This window comes from Nocardioides alkalitolerans (assembly GCA_038184435.1).
Classification (GTDB): domain Bacteria; phylum Actinomycetota; class Actinomycetes; order Propionibacteriales; family Nocardioidaceae; genus Nocardioides; species Nocardioides alkalitolerans_A.
Genome location: CP116227.1, coordinates 3,294,501 through 3,311,119, shown reverse-complemented (window position 1 = coordinate 3,311,119; position 16,619 = coordinate 3,294,501). Strand labels below are relative to the sequence as shown.

General features: G+C 74.2%; 14 protein-coding genes. 4 read left to right on the top strand and 10 right to left on the bottom strand.

Annotated features, from left to right (window positions below; all coding sequences use genetic code 11):
• Nucleotides 1–2 precede the first annotated feature (2 nt).
• The gene (locus PIR53_15760) at nt 3–1,580 is read right to left on the bottom strand and encodes an AbgT family transporter (protein WZH51466.1); all 1,578 of its coding nucleotides are present in this window, start codon (nt 1,578–1,580) and stop codon (nt 3–5) included.
• Nucleotides 1,581–1,840: 260 nt separating this feature from the next.
• On the opposite strand from PIR53_15760, the gene PIR53_15755 reads away from it, so the two are divergent.
• Nucleotides 1,841–3,253, top strand: a complete 1,413-nt coding sequence (locus tag PIR53_15755; protein ID WZH51465.1) for an amidase family protein — start codon at nt 1,841–1,843, stop codon at nt 3,251–3,253.
• Nucleotides 3,254–3,269: 16 nt separating this feature from the next.
• On the opposite strand, the gene PIR53_15750 is transcribed toward PIR53_15755, so the two are convergent.
• The 7 genes from PIR53_15750 to PIR53_15720 all read right to left on the bottom strand — a co-directional run bounded on the left by PIR53_15750 (nt 3,270) and on the right by PIR53_15720 (nt 11,175).
• Nucleotides 3,270–5,642: a pyruvate dehydrogenase gene (locus PIR53_15750; GenBank protein WZH51464.1), complete on the bottom strand. Its 2,373-nt coding sequence runs from the start codon at nt 5,640–5,642 to the stop codon at nt 3,270–3,272.
• 58 nt (nt 5,643–5,700) lie between these two features.
• Nucleotides 5,701–6,717: a 1-aminocyclopropane-1-carboxylate deaminase gene (locus PIR53_15745; protein ID WZH51463.1), complete on the bottom strand. Its 1,017-nt coding sequence runs from the start codon at nt 6,715–6,717 to the stop codon at nt 5,701–5,703.
• Nucleotides 6,718–6,765: 48 nt separating this feature from the next.
• Nucleotides 6,766–7,413, bottom strand: coding sequence for a GntR family transcriptional regulator (locus PIR53_15740; protein WZH51462.1), 648 nt, complete (start codon nt 7,411–7,413; stop codon nt 6,766–6,768).
• Between the two features lie 124 nt (nt 7,414–7,537).
• Nucleotides 7,538–7,921 carry a universal stress protein gene (locus tag PIR53_15735; GenBank protein ID WZH51461.1) on the bottom strand — a complete coding sequence of 128 codons (384 nt, stop codon included), beginning with the start codon at nt 7,919–7,921 and terminating at the stop codon, nt 7,538–7,540.
• A gap of 70 nt (nt 7,922–7,991) precedes the next feature.
• Nucleotides 7,992–9,500, bottom strand: coding sequence for a tripartite tricarboxylate transporter permease (locus PIR53_15730; GenBank protein WZH51460.1), 1,509 nt, complete (start codon nt 9,498–9,500; stop codon nt 7,992–7,994).
• Between the two features lie 10 nt (nt 9,501–9,510).
• Complete coding sequence (locus PIR53_15725) at nt 9,511–10,014, bottom strand: tripartite tricarboxylate transporter TctB family protein (protein ID WZH51459.1); 504 nt, start codon at nt 10,012–10,014, stop codon at nt 9,511–9,513.
• A 147-nt stretch (nt 10,015–10,161) separates the two neighbouring features.
• Nucleotides 10,162–11,175, bottom strand: a complete 1,014-nt coding sequence (locus PIR53_15720) for a tripartite tricarboxylate transporter substrate-binding protein (protein ID WZH51458.1) — start codon at nt 11,173–11,175, stop codon at nt 10,162–10,164.
• Between the two features lie 212 nt (nt 11,176–11,387).
• Between PIR53_15720 and PIR53_15715 the strand changes: the two genes are divergently transcribed.
• Genes PIR53_15715 through PIR53_15705 form a run of 3 tightly spaced genes read left to right on the top strand, consistent with a single transcriptional unit; the run spans nt 11,388 to nt 14,454 of the window.
• On the top strand, nt 11,388–12,056 hold the full coding sequence (locus tag PIR53_15715; GenBank protein ID WZH51457.1) for a response regulator transcription factor: 669 nt from the start codon (nt 11,388–11,390) through the stop codon (nt 12,054–12,056).
• Entirely contained in the window at nt 12,056–13,516 is a 1,461-nt protein-coding gene (locus PIR53_15710) for a HAMP domain-containing sensor histidine kinase (GenBank protein WZH51456.1), read from the top strand. The genes PIR53_15715 and PIR53_15710 overlap by 1 nt, the downstream gene beginning before the upstream one ends.
• On the top strand, nt 13,513–14,454 hold the full coding sequence (locus tag PIR53_15705) for a TAXI family TRAP transporter solute-binding subunit (GenBank protein WZH51455.1): 942 nt from the start codon (nt 13,513–13,515) through the stop codon (nt 14,452–14,454). The genes PIR53_15710 and PIR53_15705 overlap by 4 nt, the downstream gene beginning before the upstream one ends.
• 24 nt (nt 14,455–14,478) lie before the next feature.
• Here PIR53_15705 and PIR53_15700 read toward each other — a convergent pair whose 3' ends face one another.
• Together PIR53_15700 and PIR53_15695 are read right to left on the bottom strand one after the other, a co-directional pair.
• On the bottom strand, nt 14,479–15,309 hold the full coding sequence (locus PIR53_15700; GenBank protein ID WZH51454.1) for a DNA glycosylase: 831 nt from the start codon (nt 15,307–15,309) through the stop codon (nt 14,479–14,481).
• On the bottom strand, nt 15,310–16,608 hold the full coding sequence (locus tag PIR53_15695; protein WZH51453.1) for an NADH:flavin oxidoreductase/NADH oxidase family protein: 1,299 nt from the start codon (nt 16,606–16,608) through the stop codon (nt 15,310–15,312).
• Nucleotides 16,609–16,619: the final 11 nt, after the last annotated feature.

Here is a 16,619-nt window from a genome sequence, read left to right as displayed (position 1 = left end):
CGCTACCGCACCGGCACGCCCGGTCCGAGCGGCAGCCCGACGGCGTACCAGAGCGCGAAGAAGGCGATCCACGCCACGAGCAGCACCATCGCGATGGGCAGCGTGAAGGAGGCGAGGGTGCCGATGCCGGCGCTGCGGCGGTACTGCTGCATGTAGCCGAGCGCCAGCACGAAGTACGCGCTCATCGGCGTCACGGCGTTGGTGCAGGAGTCGCCGATCCGGTAGACGGTCTGGGCGACCTCGGGGCTGACGTCGATGTACATGAGCATCGGCACGACGATCGGCGCGATCAGCGACCACATCGCCGATCCGCTGGTGACGAGCAGGTTGATGACGCTGACGACCACCACGAGCGCGACGAGCACCATCAGGGGATGCGTGTCGGTGCGCTCGAGGAGCTCCGCGCCGTTGACCGCGGTGACCGAGCCGATGCCGGTCCAGGAGAAGTAGGCGAGGAACTGCGAGATCGAGAAGAACAGCACGATGATCGGCGCGACGAGCCGCACACCCTCGGCCATCAGCCCAGGCAGGTCGCCGGCCGACGCGATGGACCCCGTGACCCGGCCGTAGATGAAGCCCATGACGGCGAAGGTGACGGCCACGACGACGGCGACGTTGAGCAGCAGGATCGACTGGGTGAAGGTGCCCGACTCGCCCCGCAGCGGGGAGGAGTCCGGGAGGGTGGCCGCGACGACGGCGCCGACGAGGAGGGTGCCGACACCGAGGGCCAGCCACAGGCCGCGCGACTCGGTGCGGGTGAGCGCCAGCGTGGTCGGTCCGTCCGCGGGGGCGCCGGCCTCGAGCTCCTCGACATCCGCCTCCTGCCCCGGACGCCGCGAGAGCACGAGCTCGATCATGACGGTCACGACGACCGCGACGAGCAGTGACGAGGCGGCGTTCCAGTAGTAGCTGGCGAGCGGGCTGACGACGTACGACGGGTCGACGACCTGCGCGGCACTCGTGGTGAGCGACGCGATGATCGCGTCGGAGGGGGTCACCAGGGGGCTGGCGTTGTAGCCGGCCGAGATCGAGACGTAGGCGGTGACGACGCCGACGACGGGGCTGCGGCCCACGGACTTGAAGGCGAGCGCGGCCATCGGGATGAGGATGACGAAGGCGGCGTCGAAGGTCACGTGCGAGACCGTGCCGGCGAACGCGACCGCGAAGGTCACCCACCGGGCGGGGAGCCGCACGATGGTGACGCGGAGGACGGCCGCCATGAGGCCGCTCCGCTCGGCGACGGCCACCCCCATGAGGACCGTGACGACCACGGGCAGCGGCGGGAAGCCGGCGAAGTTCTCCAGCGCCGACCCGAGGGCGAACGCGGCGCCGTCGGCCGAGAGCAGGTTGCGCACCACGACGTCGTCGCCCGAGCCGGGCAGCGTCACCGACGTGCTGCGGGCAGCGAGCACGGCGCTCGCGACGGCGAGCGTCCCGCTGAGGATCCAGAAGAGCCAGAAGGGGTGGGGCAGGCGGTTGCCGACCCGCTCGACCAGGGCCAGGGCGCGGAAGAGCCGGGCCATGACGGGCGAGAGGCCCGGTTCGTCGACGGTGGTGGTGCGGGAGTCTTCTACGGTCACGGGAGGTGCCTCCTCGTTGCGGCGGGCGCCGGGCGGGTGCGGGCAGCGGCGCCGGGGACGGGTCCAGGCGTCCGACGTCGTCGACGAGCACCCGATGGAGTGGTGCGAGACGCTAGTCACGTCGGCGGCTCCCGTTGAGGGCCTGGGCACGGTCGGGCCCGTATGGCGGATCTCGCCACCACCGCGGCCAGAACCGTCACGTGCGGCCAATGCCGGGTGAGGGTTGGCGGCGATGTGCGCGCGGACCGCAGGATGCCGACATGGACCACGACGAGATCTGCGCTCTCTCCCTGACGGCGATGACGGACCTGATCCGCCGCCGCGAGCTGTCGTCGCGCGAGGCCGTGGAGGCGCACCTGGCCCGTGTCGACGAGGTCGACGGCGTGATCAACGCCGTCTGCACCCTCGACCCCGAGCGGGCGCGGACCGAGGCGGCCCGCGCCGACGAGACCACCGCCGCGGGCGGTCCGCTGCCGCCGCTGCACGGCGTGCCGATGACCCACAAGGACAGCCACGACGTCGCGGGCATGCGCTCGACCCTCGGGTCGCCCCTCTTCGCCGACCGCGTGCCGGAGCGGGACGCCCCGGTCGTCGCCGCGCTCCGGGCGGCGGGGGTCGTCACGACCGGCAAGACCAACGTGCCGGAGCTGGCGGCGGGGTCGCACACCTTCAACCCGGTCTTCGGCACCACGACGAACCCCTACGACCCGACCCGGAGCGCCGGCGGCTCCAGCGGCGGCGTCGCGGCGGCGATCGCGGCCGGCATCCAGCCCGCGGGCGACGCCAGCGACATGGGCGGCTCGATCCGCACCCCCGCCTCGTTCACCAACCTCGTCGGGCTCCGGCCGAGCGCCGGACGCGTGCCGCTCGGGTCCTCCGACCCCTGGGCGTGGATCTCTCGCAAGGGACCGATGGCCCGCACCGTGGAGGACGTGCGCCTGCTGCTCGGCGTGATGAGCGCCGGATCCCCGGCGTCGGCGCTCGTCCCGACGCCGGCCCGGCCCGTCCCCGCCGGGATCGCCGCGGGCGACCTGCGGGGCCTCCGGGTCGCCTGGAGCCCTGACCTCGGTCTCGGCCTCCCGGTCGAGAAGGCCGTGCTCGCCGTCGCCGAGCAGGCACCCGGCCGGCTCGCCGGTCTCGGCGCGGAGGTCGTGACCGCGGAGCCCGACCTGCGCGACGCCGACGAGGTCTTCGCGACGACCCGAGCCCACGACTTCTACGTGGGCTACGCCGACCTCTACCGCGACCACCGCGACCGGCTGAAGCCGGCGCTGCGCTGGAACCTCGGTCTGGGGGCCGCCCTCACGGCCGACGACCACCGCTCCGCCGTGCTCGCCCGGGCCCGGCTGCGACGCGCGACCGACGCCTTCTTCGCGGAGCACGACGTGCTGGTCGCCCCCGCCGTCCAGGTCCAGCCGTTCGACGCCCGCCTCGAGCACCCGCAGGAGATCGAGGGCGAGACGATGCACACCTACCTCGAGTGGATGCGCATGGCGACGGTCATCTCCGCGACGGGGCTGCCCGCGGTGTCCGTGCCGGTCGGCTTCGACGTCGACGGCCTGCCCGTGGGGGTCCAGGTCGTCGGCCCCGACGGCTCGGACGAGCTCCTGCTGGCGATCGCCGCGGCGTACCAGCTCGTCGACCCGCAGCACCAGCACCGCCCCCGCCTCTGAGCCCGACCCCGAGGGGTCACCTCCCCACGAGGGAGAGGCCCGCGTCGACGATGCTCGCGGTGTCGATGCCGTGCAGGCGGTAGGCGTCCTCGAGGCTCGAGGACTGCCCGAAGGCGCTCACCCCGAGGTTCCGGCACCGGTCGCCGCGCAGGCTCGCGAGGAACGACAGCGTGTGGGGGTGGCCGTCCATGACGGTGACCAGGGGTGTCGGGAAGGCGGCGGGGAAGAGCACGTCGGCGATGTCCGACCCCCGGCCCTGCGGCGACCGGCCCTGCGAGGAGCGGAACAGCAGGTCGGGGCTCGTCAGGCACACCACGCCCGCGGTGACGCCGGCGGCGGCGAGGTGCTCCGCGGCGGCGACCACCTCCGGCATGAGCGCGCCGACGCCCACGAGGGTCACCTGCTCGTCCGCGGGGTCGTGCGTCGTGATGCGGTAGCCGCCCGCGATGGCCTGCGCGCGCCGCCGCTCCAGCAGCACCCCGTCCTCCGGCAGTGCCGAGAGCCGGGGGTCGAGCGGGCGGGTGGAGAGGCGGAAGTACGCCGAGGTGCCGCCCTCGACGCCCACCTGGTCCATGGCGTGGAGCAGGCACCACTCGAGGTCCTGCGCGAACGCGGGCTCCCAGGCCACGCAGCCCGGCTGCTCGAGGCCGATCGAGGGGGTGGTGATCGACTGGTGCGCACCTCCCTCCGGCGCGAGGGTGACGCCCGACGGCGTGCCGATGATGATCGACTGGCCGCCGGCGTAGATCCCGTAGGACCACGGCTCGAGGGCGCGGGAGACGAACGGGTCGTAGATGGTCGCGATCGGCACGAGCCGCTCGTTCCAGCGCGACCACGTGGTGCCGAGCTCGCCGAGCAGGCCCACCAGGTTGACCTCGGCGATGCCGAGCTCGATGTGCTGCCCGGTCGTCTGCTCCGACCACTTGAGCACCCGCTCGGCGTCGTCGGCGAACCAGTCGCGGCGCTCGCTCGACGACCAGACCCCCGACTTGTTGATCCAGCCGCCGAGGTTGGTCGACGAGGCGACGTCGGGGCTGGTCGTGACGACCCGCGCCGCGAACTCCGGCGCGTCGCGCTTGAGATCGACGAGCACGCGGCCCAGCGCCGCCTGCGTGGAGATCGGGGCGCGGTGGGCGCGGCCCAGCTCCGCCGGGGCACGGAGCGGCCGCGGGGCCGACCGGGGCGTGCGCCGGAGCACGTCCGCCCGCTCCCGGCACAGGCGCGCCTCGTCGGAGCCCGGCGCGGCGAGCGCCCAGGGGTCGTCCAGGTCGGCGCCGCTGCGCTCCGCCAGGAGCGTCATCTGGTCGGCGGTGAGGAGCGCCGAGTGGTTGTTGGGGTGACCCTCGGTGGGCAGGCCGCGGCCCTTCACCGTGTAGGCGAAGACGACCGTCGGACGCGTGGGGTCGATCTGCCGGTAGGTGCTGAGCAGCAGGTCGAGGTCGTGCCCGCCGAGGTCGCGCACCGCCGCGGCGAGGTCGGCCACCGGCAGGGACCCGAGGAGCGCGCGCAGGCGCTCGCTCGGCGCCGGACCGGCGATGCGGTCGACGAGCTGGTCGGGGTCGGCGCGCAGGATGCGCTGGTACTCCTCGTTCGGCATCGACTCGAGCCGCTCCCGCAGCTCGTCGCCGCCCTCCCGGTCGAAGAGCCCGAGGATGGTGCGTCCCCACTTGAGGGTCACCACCTGCCAGCCGGCCGCCTCGAACATGCCCGTCAGGCGGTGGATCTGCAGGTCGGGCACGACGCGGTCGAGCGACTGCCGGTTGAGGTCGACGATCCAGAGCAGCTCGCCCAGGCCGGCGACCGCCGGGTCGGCCACCGCCTCCCAGATCGCGCCCTCGTCGAGCTCGGCGTCGCCCAGGAGGCTGATGAAGCGCCCGGCCGGCGGGGTGCTGTCGAAGTGGGACGCGACGTACCGGTGGGAGACCGCGGCCCACAGTGCCGCGGTCGCGCCGATCCCGACCGAGCCGGTGGAGAAGTCCACCGTGTCGGGGTCCTTGAGCCGGCTCGGGTAGGACTGCAGTCCGCCCAGCTCCCGGAGGGTGGGCAGGTACTTCGGGTCGAGGTCCCCCAGCAGGTAGTTGACCGCGTGCAGCACGGGGGAGGCGTGGGGCTTCACCGAGACGCGGTCGCCGTTCTCGAGCTCGGCGAACCACAGCGAGACCATGATCTCGACCATCGAGGCGCTGGAGGCCTGGTGGCCGCCGACCTTGATCCCGCTGTGGTTCTCCCGCCCCCGGTTGGCGGCGTCGACGATGGCGGTGGCGAGCCACCGCACGCGGGTCGCGATGCCCTCGAGCGTCGCCAGGTCGCTCGCGGAGACCGTCTGCGGTCCGGTCTGCTGGCCGGTCTGCTGGCCGGTCTGCTGGCCGGTGGGGGATGCCGTCGTCATGCGCTCGCGCCTTCCTCGTGCTTCGGGTGCTGCGGGTGCTACGGGTCCCGCGGTGGGGTCAGGAGAAGATGCCGGAGTAGGCGTTCAGCGCCGGCTGGCCGCCCAGGTGCGCGTAGAGCACCGTCGCGTCGTCCGGGATCTCCTTCGAGCGCACCAGGTCCACGAGCCCGGCCATCGACTTTCCCTCGTAGACGGGGTCGATGATCATGCCCTCGAGCTCGCCGCTGAGGCGGATCGCGTCGAGCGTCGACTGCACGGGGATGCCGTAGAGGTCGCCCGCCCAGCCCTCGAGCACGGTGATCTCGTCGTCGCGGAGGTCGCGGCCGATCTGGATGAGGTCGGCGGTGTGGCGCGCGATCCGCTCGACCTGCGCGCGCGTCTTCTCGAGGGTGGCGGAGGCGTCGATGCCGATCACCCGGCGGGGCCGCTCGGTGGCGGCGAAGCCCGCGATCATGCCCGCGTGCGTGGAGCCGGTGACGGTGCAGACGACGATGGTGTCGAAGAAGACGCCGAGCTCGGCCTCCTGCTGCTCCACCTCGCGCGCCCAGTTGGCGAAGCCGAGACCGCCGAGGGGGTGCTCGGACGCGCCGGCGGGGATGCCGTACGGCGTGCCCCCGGCCGCGCGGACCTCCTCCAGCGCCTGCTCCCACGAGTTGCGGATGCCGATGTCGAAGCCGGCGGGGTCGAGCCGCACGTCGGCGCCCATGATCCGCGAGAGCAGGATGTTGCCGACCTTGTCGTTGACCGCGTCCGGCCAGTCCACCCACTTCTCCTGCACGAGGCGCGCCTTCATGCCCAGCCTGGCGGCCACCGCGGCGACCTGGCGGGTGTGGTTGGACTGGTAGCCGCCGATGGAGACGAGCGTGTCCGCGCCCTGGGCGATCGCGTCCGGCACGATGTACTCCAGCTTGCGCGTCTTGTTGCCGCCGTAGGCGAGGCCGGAGTTGCAGTCCTCCCGCTTGGCCCAGATCTGCGCGCCGCCGAGGTGCTCGGTGAGCCGCTGCAGCGGGTGCACGGGGCTGGGGCCGAACAGCAGGGGGTAACGCTCGAACCGGTCGAGGCCGTCGAAGCTCATGGGGTTCTCCTCCAGTGGGGTGGTGGGGCCGTACGAGGTGGGGTGCGGTCAGTCGGCCGCGGGGTCGAGCGTCAGCCAGTTCTCACGGGTGGCGCGGGCGGCGGCGTCGACGTCGCCGAGGAGCGCGTGCTCGATGATCTGGCGGTGCTGGCCGACCGAGGCCCGGCCGACGAGGGTCGCGAAGCGGGCCCGCTCCATGCGGCGCAGCAGCGGGGTGACGTCCTCGAGGACGCCGGCGAGCATCCGGTTGGCGGCCAGGTCGACGAAGACGCCGTGGAACGCGTCGTCCGCCTCGATCGCCGCCTGCACGTCGCCGCGAGCCAGCGCGTCGGCGAAGCGGTCGTTCGCCGCCGTCATCGCGTCCACGTGCTCGTCGCGGAGCAGCGGCACGGCCTCGCGGGCCGCCAGCTCGTGGAGGCTGGCCGCCACGGCCTGCGCCTCGGCCGCCGCCCGCGTGCTGAGCGGGCTGACGATCGTGGAGCTGCTGGGCCGCACGAGCACGAGGCCGATCTGCTCGAGCCGGCCGAGCGCCTCGCGCACCGGGGTGCGGCTCACGTTGAGCCACGCGCAGAGCTCCGTCTCGACCAGCCGTTCCTCGGGCTGCAGCGTGCCGTCGACGATCGCTGCGCGGAGGGTCGTGAAGACGCGCTCACGCAGGAGGGGGGTCCGCGGCACGGCGGAGGAGGGAACCGGCATGCGAAATACAATATGCGATGTGCCAGTTGCTGGCTAGAGGCGCGGGGAAAAGCGACGACCGACCCCGCGAGGATCGCGGGGCCGGTCGGTCGGGGTGGGGCCGTCCTGTTCTGGAGGTGCGGGGCTACTTCACGGCGAGCACCGGGATCTCCGCCTCGAGGATCACCTTCTGCGACACGCTGCCGAGGAGCAGCTTCCCGACGGGGCTGCGCCGGCGCACGCCGACGACGACGAGCACCGCGCCCAGCTCGGCCGCGCGGGTGAGGATCGCCTCGGAGGGGTCGGGGTCGCGCAGCTGCTCGACCTCCACGGCGACCGCGGCGCCCGCGACGCGCGCCCGGAGCTCGGTCAGGTCGTCCGGCGAGGCGCCGCGCTCCTCGAGCGGCGCCTCCCCGGTGAGCACGTTGACGACGTGGGCGGGGACACCGAGACGCTCGGCGTAGTGGAGGCCGGTCGCCAGCACCGCCTCGGCGGTGTCGGTGGCGGCGTGGGCGATGAGGACGGTCACGGTGTGCTCCTGCGGGTGAGGGGGATCGAGGGGTGGGGGGGATCGAGGGGTGGGGGGGAGCCGGGCCGGCTCAGTCGTCCTCGACGAAGACGACGTCGCGCTTCTTGCGGATCGCGGGCAGCACCGACACGACCAGCACGGCCAGGCCGACGGCCAGGAGCGAGGCGGACAGCGGCCGCGTGACGAAGGTCGACGGGTCGCCCTGCGAGATGAGCATCGCCCGGCGGAAGTTGTCCTCGAGCAGCGGACCGAGCACGAAGCCGAGCAGCAGCGGCGCCGGCTCGCAGCCGCACTGGATGAGCACGAAGCCGAGCAGGCCGAAGAACGCGATCATCAGCACGTGGTAGGCGTTGAGGCCGACCGCGTAGGTGCCGATCGACGCCAGCACCACGATCGTGGGGAAGAGGATCCAGTACGGCGTCTTCAGCATCCGCACCCAGATCCCGATGAGCGGCAGGTTGAGCGCCACGAGCAGCGCGTTGCCGACGAACATCGACACGATGAGGCCCCACACGAGCGCGGGCTGCTCGTCGATCACGGTCGGCCCCGGGGTGATGCCCTGGATGATGAACGCGCCGATCATGAGCGCCATCACCGGGTTGGACGGGATGCCGAGCGTCAGCAGCGGGATGAAGGACGTCTGCGCGGCCGCGTTGTTCGCGGACTCCGGGCCCGCGACGCCCTCGATGGCGCCGTGCCCGAACTCGCCGGGGTTCTTCGAGAGCTTCTTCTCCATGGAGTACGACGCGAACGACGCCAGGATGTGGCCGCCGCCCGGCAGGATGCCGAGCAGCGAGCCGACCACGGTGCCGCGCCCGACGGGGCCGGGCATCCGCTTGAAGTCGGCGCGGCTCGGCCAGAGGCTCGAGACCCCGCCGACCAGTCCGCCGCGGCTCTGCGGGTCGCGCAGGTTGCGGAGGATCTCGGCGATGCCGAACACGCCGACCGCCAGGGCGACGAAGCTGATGCCGGAGAAGAGCTCGGGGATCCCGAAGGCGAACCGGGGCTGCCCCGTGTAGGTGTCCTGGCCGACGGTGCCGAAGAGGATGCCGAGCGCGATCATGGCGAGGGCCTTGAGCACGGAGCCGCGCGCCAGGGCGATCGACATGACGAGGCCGAGCACGACGAGGGCGAAGTACTCCGCTGCGCCGAACGACAGCGCGACCTTCGCCAGCGGGGGTGCCGCGACGGCGAGCACGACCGTCGCCACGGTGCCCGCGGCGAAGGAGCCGAGGGCCGCGGTGGCCAGCGCGACGCCGGCGCGGCCGCGCCGGGCCATCTCGTGGCCGTCGATCGCCGTCACCGCCGACGACGACTCACCGGGGAGGTTGATGAGGATCGCGGTGGTCGAGCCGCCGTACTGGGCGCCGTAGTAGATGCCCGCCAGCATGATGAGCGCGGTGGTCGGGCTGTCGAAGTTGAAGGTGATCGGCAGCAGCATCGCGATGGTCGCGGTGGGGCCGATGCCGGGCAGCACGCCGACGGCGGTGCCGAGGGCCACGCCGATGAGGCAGAAGAGCACGTTCTCCCACTGCAGGGCCGTCTCGAGGCCGAGCGCGAGGTTCGAGAAGAGGTCCACGGTCGCCCCCTCAGAACCAGTACAGCGGCAGCCGGAGCTGCAGCGCGAGGACGAAGACGACGTAGCAGGCGACCGTGATGCCGGTGGTGGCGAGCGCCGCCTTCACCAGGGTCGTCGTGGGGGAGGCGAGGCAGGTGACGAAGACGGTGATCACCGTGGTCGGGATCAGGCCGAGCACGGGGATCAGGTAGGCGAACGCCACGACCGCGCCGGTGACGCACACGATCGCGCGCCACGGGAGGCGCGTGAGGCCGGGCGTCGACTCGCCGCCGCGGACCGTGCCGAGGGCGATCGCGGCGCCCAGTCCGACGAGGCCGAGGCCGAGCACGAACGGGAACATCCCGGCGCCCATCTCGCCCCAGGTGCCGAGGCCGTAGCCGAGCGAGGGGACGGCGAAGGCGAGGCCCAGGCCGACGAACAGGACACCGGCCACGAGGTCGCCGTGCTTGTCGTGGAGGCCGGACCCCGTCGTACCGGCGTCGGGTTCGGTGCTGCTGGGGGGTGGTGACGACATGGGTCTCTCCGAGGTGCGCTGAGGGGCGGTCGCGGGCAGGGCGCGGCGACGCGGCCACGACGGGTGGTGTCCGGGGCCGGGCGGGTGGGTCGCGCGGTGGCGCGGCCGCCCGGCCCCGGGGCTCTGCGGGAGGGGTGGTGCGAGGCCTCAGCTGAGGACGTCGCCCCAGAGGTCGATCTGCTCGGTGAGCTTCGTCGTCACGGCCTCGGGCTCCACCTGGTCGGCGGCCACCGGGGCGGTGCCGAGGCTGGCCATCTGGTCAATGACCGACGAGTCCTCGAGCGCCACGGCGAGGGCGTCGCGCAGCGTGGAGATGATCTCCGACGGGGTGCCGGCCGGCGCGTACAGCGCGTGCCACACCGCGACCTCGACCTCGGGGAAGCCGGCCTCGGCCGTGGTGGGCAGGTCGGGGAGCGACTCGACGCGCTCGGGCGTGGTGACGGCGTAGGCCTTCACGTCGCCCGCCTCGATCTGGCCCGTCGTGTTGGTGGTCTGGTCGCACAGCACGTCGACCTGGCCGCCGACGAGGTCGGCGATCGCGGGCGCGGCGCCGTCGTAGGGCACCTCCTGCAGCTCGATGCCGAGCTCCTGCTGGATGAGGCGGCCGCACAGGTGGGAGGCGGACCCGACACCGGCGTTGGCGATGGTGACGTCGCCCTCGTTCTCCTCCAGGTAGGCGAACAGGTCCTCGAGGCTGTCGGGCTCCAGGTCGCCGCGGGCGATGATCGTCATCGGCACCTCGGTGACGAGGCCGACCGGCTCGAAGTCCTCCAGCGGGTCGTAGGCGAGGTCGTCGTACAGCGTCGGGGCGGTCGACATGCCGATGTGGTGCATGAGGAGCGTGTAGCCGTCGTCGCGGGCGCTCGCGACCTGACCCGCGCCGACCGTACCGCCCGCGCCCTCGACGTTCTGCACGATGAGCTGGACGCCGAGCTCCTCCGCCATGGGGTCGCCGACGAGGCGGGTCACGGTGTCGGTGGGACCGCCGGCGGCGAAGGGCACGACGACCTCGATGTTGCGGTCGGGGTAGCCCTCGCCGCTCGCGCTGCTGCTGCCGGGTGCGCAGCCGGTGGCGGCGACGAGGGCGAGCGTGGCGAGGCCGGCGGCGGCGGTGGTGCCGCGGACGGCGGTGCGGCGGGCGGGGCTGTTCTTCGTGGGCATGGTGGCTCCGTACGACGGGCAGGGCAGGTGACTGCCGCTGCGGTGGACTGCCCTGCGCGGGTCCCGAACCCGGCGAGGTGGACCGACCGTAGGAGTGACCTGGGTCACGCGTCTCTAGCGAGTGCCGCTTCCTAACGTGGCCTTAGGAAAGCACCGGGCGACCGCTCCCGGAATGCCCCCACGCCGGTGCGGGGGTCCCTACGATGCGCCGCATGAGGATCCTCATCGTCGAGGACGACGACTCGGTCGCGAGCGCGCTCCGCGCCGTGCTCGAGCGTCACGGGCACGCCACCGTGCGGGCGACCCGGTCCGACGACGCGCTGCGGCGGCACCGGGGAGCGGACGCCGTGCTGCTCGACCTCGGCCTCGCCGCGGGCGACGGCTTCGACGTGCTGCAGGGCCTGCGGCAGGTCTCGGACGTCCCGGTCCTCATCGTCTCCGCCCGCGGCGACGAGCGCTCGGTGGTGCGCGGGCTCCACCTGGGCGCGGACGACTACCTGGTCAAGCCGATCCGGATGAGTGAGCTGCTCGCCCGCCTGGGGGTCGTCACCCGCCGCCGGGGCGCCCAGGACGTCGGGTCCGACGCGGGGCAGCGGGTCGTCTCTGGCGACGTCGAGGTCGACCTCGCCAGCCGGCGGGTGGTCGTGGGCGGCGCGGAGGTCGCCCTCACGACGAAGGAGTTCGCGGTGCTCGCCGTGCTCGCGCGCCGCCCCGGTGAGGCGGTCAGCAAGCAGCTGCTGCTCGACGAGGTCTGGGGCGACACCTCCCACAGCGCCGCCCGCTCCTGCGACGTGCACCTGACCCAGCTGCGCGGCAAGATCGGCCGGCCCGGGCTCGTCGAGACCATCCGCGGCTACGGCTACCGCCTGCAGGTCGACTGATGCGGCTGCGCGTCGCGGTGCCCCTGCTCGTGGTGGTCGTGGTCGCCCTGGGCCTGCTGCTGACCCCCCTCATGGAGTCGATCGCCGAGCGGCGCACGAGCGAGATCGAGCGGGAGCGGCGCGAGGCGGTGCTGCGCACGGCCGACCTGGCGCGCGCGGCCATCGAGGACGGCGACACGGTGCCGCTGCAGCGCTACCTCGACCGCTACCACGCGCTGTTCGGCGAGGACGTCATCGTGCTCGACGACTCCGCCCGCGTGCTGGCCGCCGTCGGCGACCTCGACCCCGGCGCCGAGGAGGTGCTGCAGCGGGTGCGGGACTTCGGCACCAACCTCGCGCAGCTCGACGTCCCGCTCGTCACCCCCTGGTCGGCCGACCGGGTGCTGCTCTCGACGCCGGTGGCGATCGAGCAGGACCTCGCGGGCGGCGTGGTCGTCACCGAGGTGGACCTCCGGCGCTCCCAGCGCGCGGTGCTCCAGGGCTGGCTCGTGCTGCTGGTCCCCGTGTCGCTCGGCCTCGTCGCCCTGGCGGCGGCGACCGTCTGGACGACGGGCTGGATCGTGCGTCCCGTCCACCGCCTCGACCGGGCCACCCACGCCCTGACGAGCGGCGCCCCCGTCCACGACCTCACGCTCTCCGGCCCGCCCGAGCTGCGGCGGCTGGCCACCTCGTTCCGGCTGATGGCGACGACGCTGGCCACGACGGTCGAGCAGCAGCGGGACCTCGTGGCCAGCACCTCCCACCAGCTGCGCAACCCGCTGGCCGCCGTGCGGCTCCACGTCGACCTGCTGGCCGGGGACGGCACGGCCGACCCCGGCGTGGTGACCGCGGTACAGCGCGACCTCGACCGCCTCGACAGCACGGTCGACCGGCTCCTCGGGCTCGCGGAGGCCGAGCACCGGATCAACGAGCGCCGGGCCGCCCTCGCCGTGCGCGAGGGCGGACCGCCGGCGGGCGGGACCAGCGACGGCGCCGCGCTCGAGGCCCACCTCGCCGAGCGCTGGGCGCCGACCGGCGCCGCGGTCACGGCCACCGTCGCGCCCGACGTCGTGCTCGCGGTGACCGTGCACGACCTGGTCGAGATGGTCGACACCGCCATCGAGAACGCGGTGAAGTACGCCGGCGAGGCGCCCCGCATCCACGTCACCCTCGCGCCGGGCGCCACGCTCGCGCCGGTCGACGGTGGGCCGGCCGGTGAGGGGGCGGGGGACCGGATCGGGGACCGGGCGACGGTGACCGTCGAGGACGACGGCGCCGGCCTCACCGACGAGGAGCTGGTGCGCGTCGGCGAGCGGTTCTGGCGCTCCTCGCGCCACGCCGACCGCCCGGGCACCGGCCTGGGCCTAGCGCTCGTCGACGCCCTCGCCCGGGCGAACGGCGGCACGATGACCGTGCGCCGGTCCGCCGCCGGCGGCCTCGCCGTCGAGCTCGACCTGCCCCGCGTCGAGGGGCGCCGATGACGGGCCGCGTCTCGCGCCGCGGCCTCGTCCGTGCCGCGGGCGGCGCGGCGCTGACCGCCGGCCTCGCGACCCTGGGGCCGGCGGCCGTCTCGTCCGACACGCGCCGCGCGGCCCGCGACCTGGTGGTCGCGGGGGGCGAGCTCGGCGGCAGCTTCACCCGGTTCGCCCGTCTCCTCGGCGGTGAGCTGCGGGGCACCGGACCCGTCGGTCGCGTGCGGGTGGTCGCCAGCGGCGGCTCGCTCGACAACCTCGCCCTCCTGCGCGCGGGCTCGGCCGACCTGGCGCCCAGCCTGGCCGACGCCGTGGCGGTGGACGTCGACGCCGCCGTCGCGGTGGCCCGGCTCTACCAGACGACGCTGCACTGCCTCGTGCGGGCCACGAGCCCGTTCCGCTCCGCGCGCGACCTCGCGGGCGGTCGCGTCGCGGTCGGCCCGCTGGGGTCCGGCTCCGCCGAGACGGCCCGCCGTCTCCTCGAGCCGGCCCTGGGCGTCCAGCTCCGTGCCGCCTCCCACGGCACGGGGGTCGTCGCCCTCGCCGGCGGGACCGTCGACGCCCTGCTGTGGTGGGGCGGTCAGCCGTCGCCGGAGCTCGCCTCCCTGGTGCGCACCCATCCCGTGCGGGCCCTCGACCTGGGTGGCCTGGTGGACGCGGCGCGGGGCCCGGCCGCGCCGTACCAGAGCGTGCGGTTGCCCCGCGACGTCTGGGACCAGGCCGCCGACGTGCGCACGGCCGGCGTCGCCGTTCACCTCCTCTGCCGGCCCGGGCTCGACGACGAGACGGTCGCGCACGTCGTCGACACGCTGTTCGAGGCCGGACCCCAGCTGGTGCCGCAGCCGTCGGGAGGGTTGCAGTACCTGGCGCCCGCCACCCTCTTCGACACCTTCCCGGTACCGCTGCACCCCGCGGCGGCGCTGCGCTACCGCGAGCGGCACGGCTGAGCCGGGTGCCGTGGACCGTGACCGTCAGCGCGGCACGGACGGCACCCGGACCTCCGGACCCGGACCGGGCTGGCAGCGCGGGCACCACCACGTACGACGATGGGCCGCGTCGTTCGGCAGCTCGGCCACCACCTGCACCGTTGTGCCGCAGCGCAGGCACGGGCGTCGCGCCCGGCCGGCGACCCAGTGGCTCTCGCCGCGTCGCGCGATCCCCGTCGTCACCTGGTAGGCACCCGGCACGGTCGCCGAGTGGCGCAGCGCCGTGGCGGCACGGTCGACGAGGGCGGGGACGTCCACCTCGCCCACCGGCGTCCACGGGCTGCGGCCCACGAGGAAGGCGAGCTCGTTGACCCACAGGTTGCCGAGCCCGGCGAGGTTCGTCTGGTCGAGCAGGGCGGAGACCAGGGGTGTCGTCGGGTGGGCGAGCAGGCGCCGTACCGCCTCCTGCGGGTCCCAGTCGTCCCGCAGCGGGTCGGGGCCGAGGTGACCCACGACAGCTGACTCGTCGGCGGTGGCCACGAGCGCCAGGTCATGCAGCTTCTGGCCCCAGGCGGTCGGCCCCGCCGTCGTCTCGAGCACGACCCGCACGTCGGGGAGCAGGCGGCGCGGGAGGCGCTTGCCGGCGCCGGTGACGGTCCAGCTGCCGTCCATCCGCAGGTGGGAGTGGAGGGTGACGCCGCCCGAGAAGCGGGTCAGGAGGTGCTTGCCGTGGGTCGCGTGCTCGAGCACCTCGCGCCCCGCGAGGTCCTTCGTCGCCAACCGCGGCACGCGGAGGTCGCTGCGCGCGAGGGTGCGGCCGCGCAGCGAGCGGTCGAGCCGCCGCGCCAGCAGGTGGACGCTGTCGCCCTCGGGCACCTAGCCCCGCTTCGGCACGAAGGCGCCGGGCCCGTTGCGGAGCGTCGCGGCGACGGCGGTGCGCCACCACGGGCGGGTCAGGTCGGGTGCCTTGCCGGCGCCGAGACGGTGCAGCTGGTCGGTGTGCCACGACAGGTCGAGCGCGCTGTCGACGGTGTGCAGCGGCGCGAGGCGGCGGACGAGCCGGCGGGCCCCCACCTGCACGGCCGGGAGCTCGATGCGCTCGAGGCGGCCGTCGAGGAGGTCGCGGGCGACGTGGGGGTACGCCGAGGCCGGGCGCCCGAGGCCGATGACGTCGCACTCGCCCTGCGCTCCTGTGGGGGCGGCTCCCGTGCCGGCGCCGTCCGCCGGGGCGTCGCCCCCGAGCGCCGCGGTCATCGCCGCGCGGGTGCGGAAGCCGCCCGTGACCGCGACGGGCACGCCGCCGGCCGCGTCGCGGACGGACGCGGCGTACTCCAGGAAGTAGGCCTCGCGCTCGCGTGTCGACGCGCGGCGGGTGTCGGGGCCGAACATGACGGGCGACTCGTAGGTGCCGCCCGAGACCTCGAGGAGGTCGATGCCCTCCTCGGCGAGCGCCGCCACGACCTCGCGCGACTCCGACTCGGTGAAGCCGCCACGCTGGAAGTCGGCGGAGTTGAGCTTGATGCCGACGGCGAAGCCGGGGGACACCCGCTCCCGGATCGCGCGCACGACCTCGAGCAGGAAGCGGCGCCGGCGCTCCGGGTCGCCGCCCCACGCGTCGGTGCGCTGGTTGGAGCGGGGCGAGAGGAACTGGGTGACGAGGTAGCCGTGGGCGCCGTGGACCTGCACCCCGTCGAAGCCGGCGGACTCGGCGACGGCGGCTGTCGCGGCGTACCGCTCGACCGTCTCCCGGATCTCCGGCTCGGACAGGGCGCGGGGCCGGGTGGCGACCGCGACGTCCGCGGCGACGGCGCTCGGTGCGACCGGGCGGGTGCGGCCGACGAGCACGTTGGCCTGGCGGCCCGGGTGGTTGACCTGCATCCAGAGCGGGGTGCCCGAGGCGCGGAAGCCGGCGGCCCAGCGGCGCAGGGCGTCGAGGTGCCGGTCGTCCTCGACGACGACGTTCCCGGGCTCGCCGCGGTGGCGGAGGTCGACCATGACGTTGCCCGTGACGACGAGGCCCCAGCCGCCGCCCGCCCACGCGTCGTACAACCGCTCCAGTCGGCGGGTCGGCGCGCCCGCGGAGGTGCCGAGGGCCTCCGAGAGCGCCGACTTCATGAGGCGGTTGGGCAGGCGCTGCCCGCAGGGCAGGTCGAGCGGGGTGCCGAGGTCGGTCATGGACCGCATCG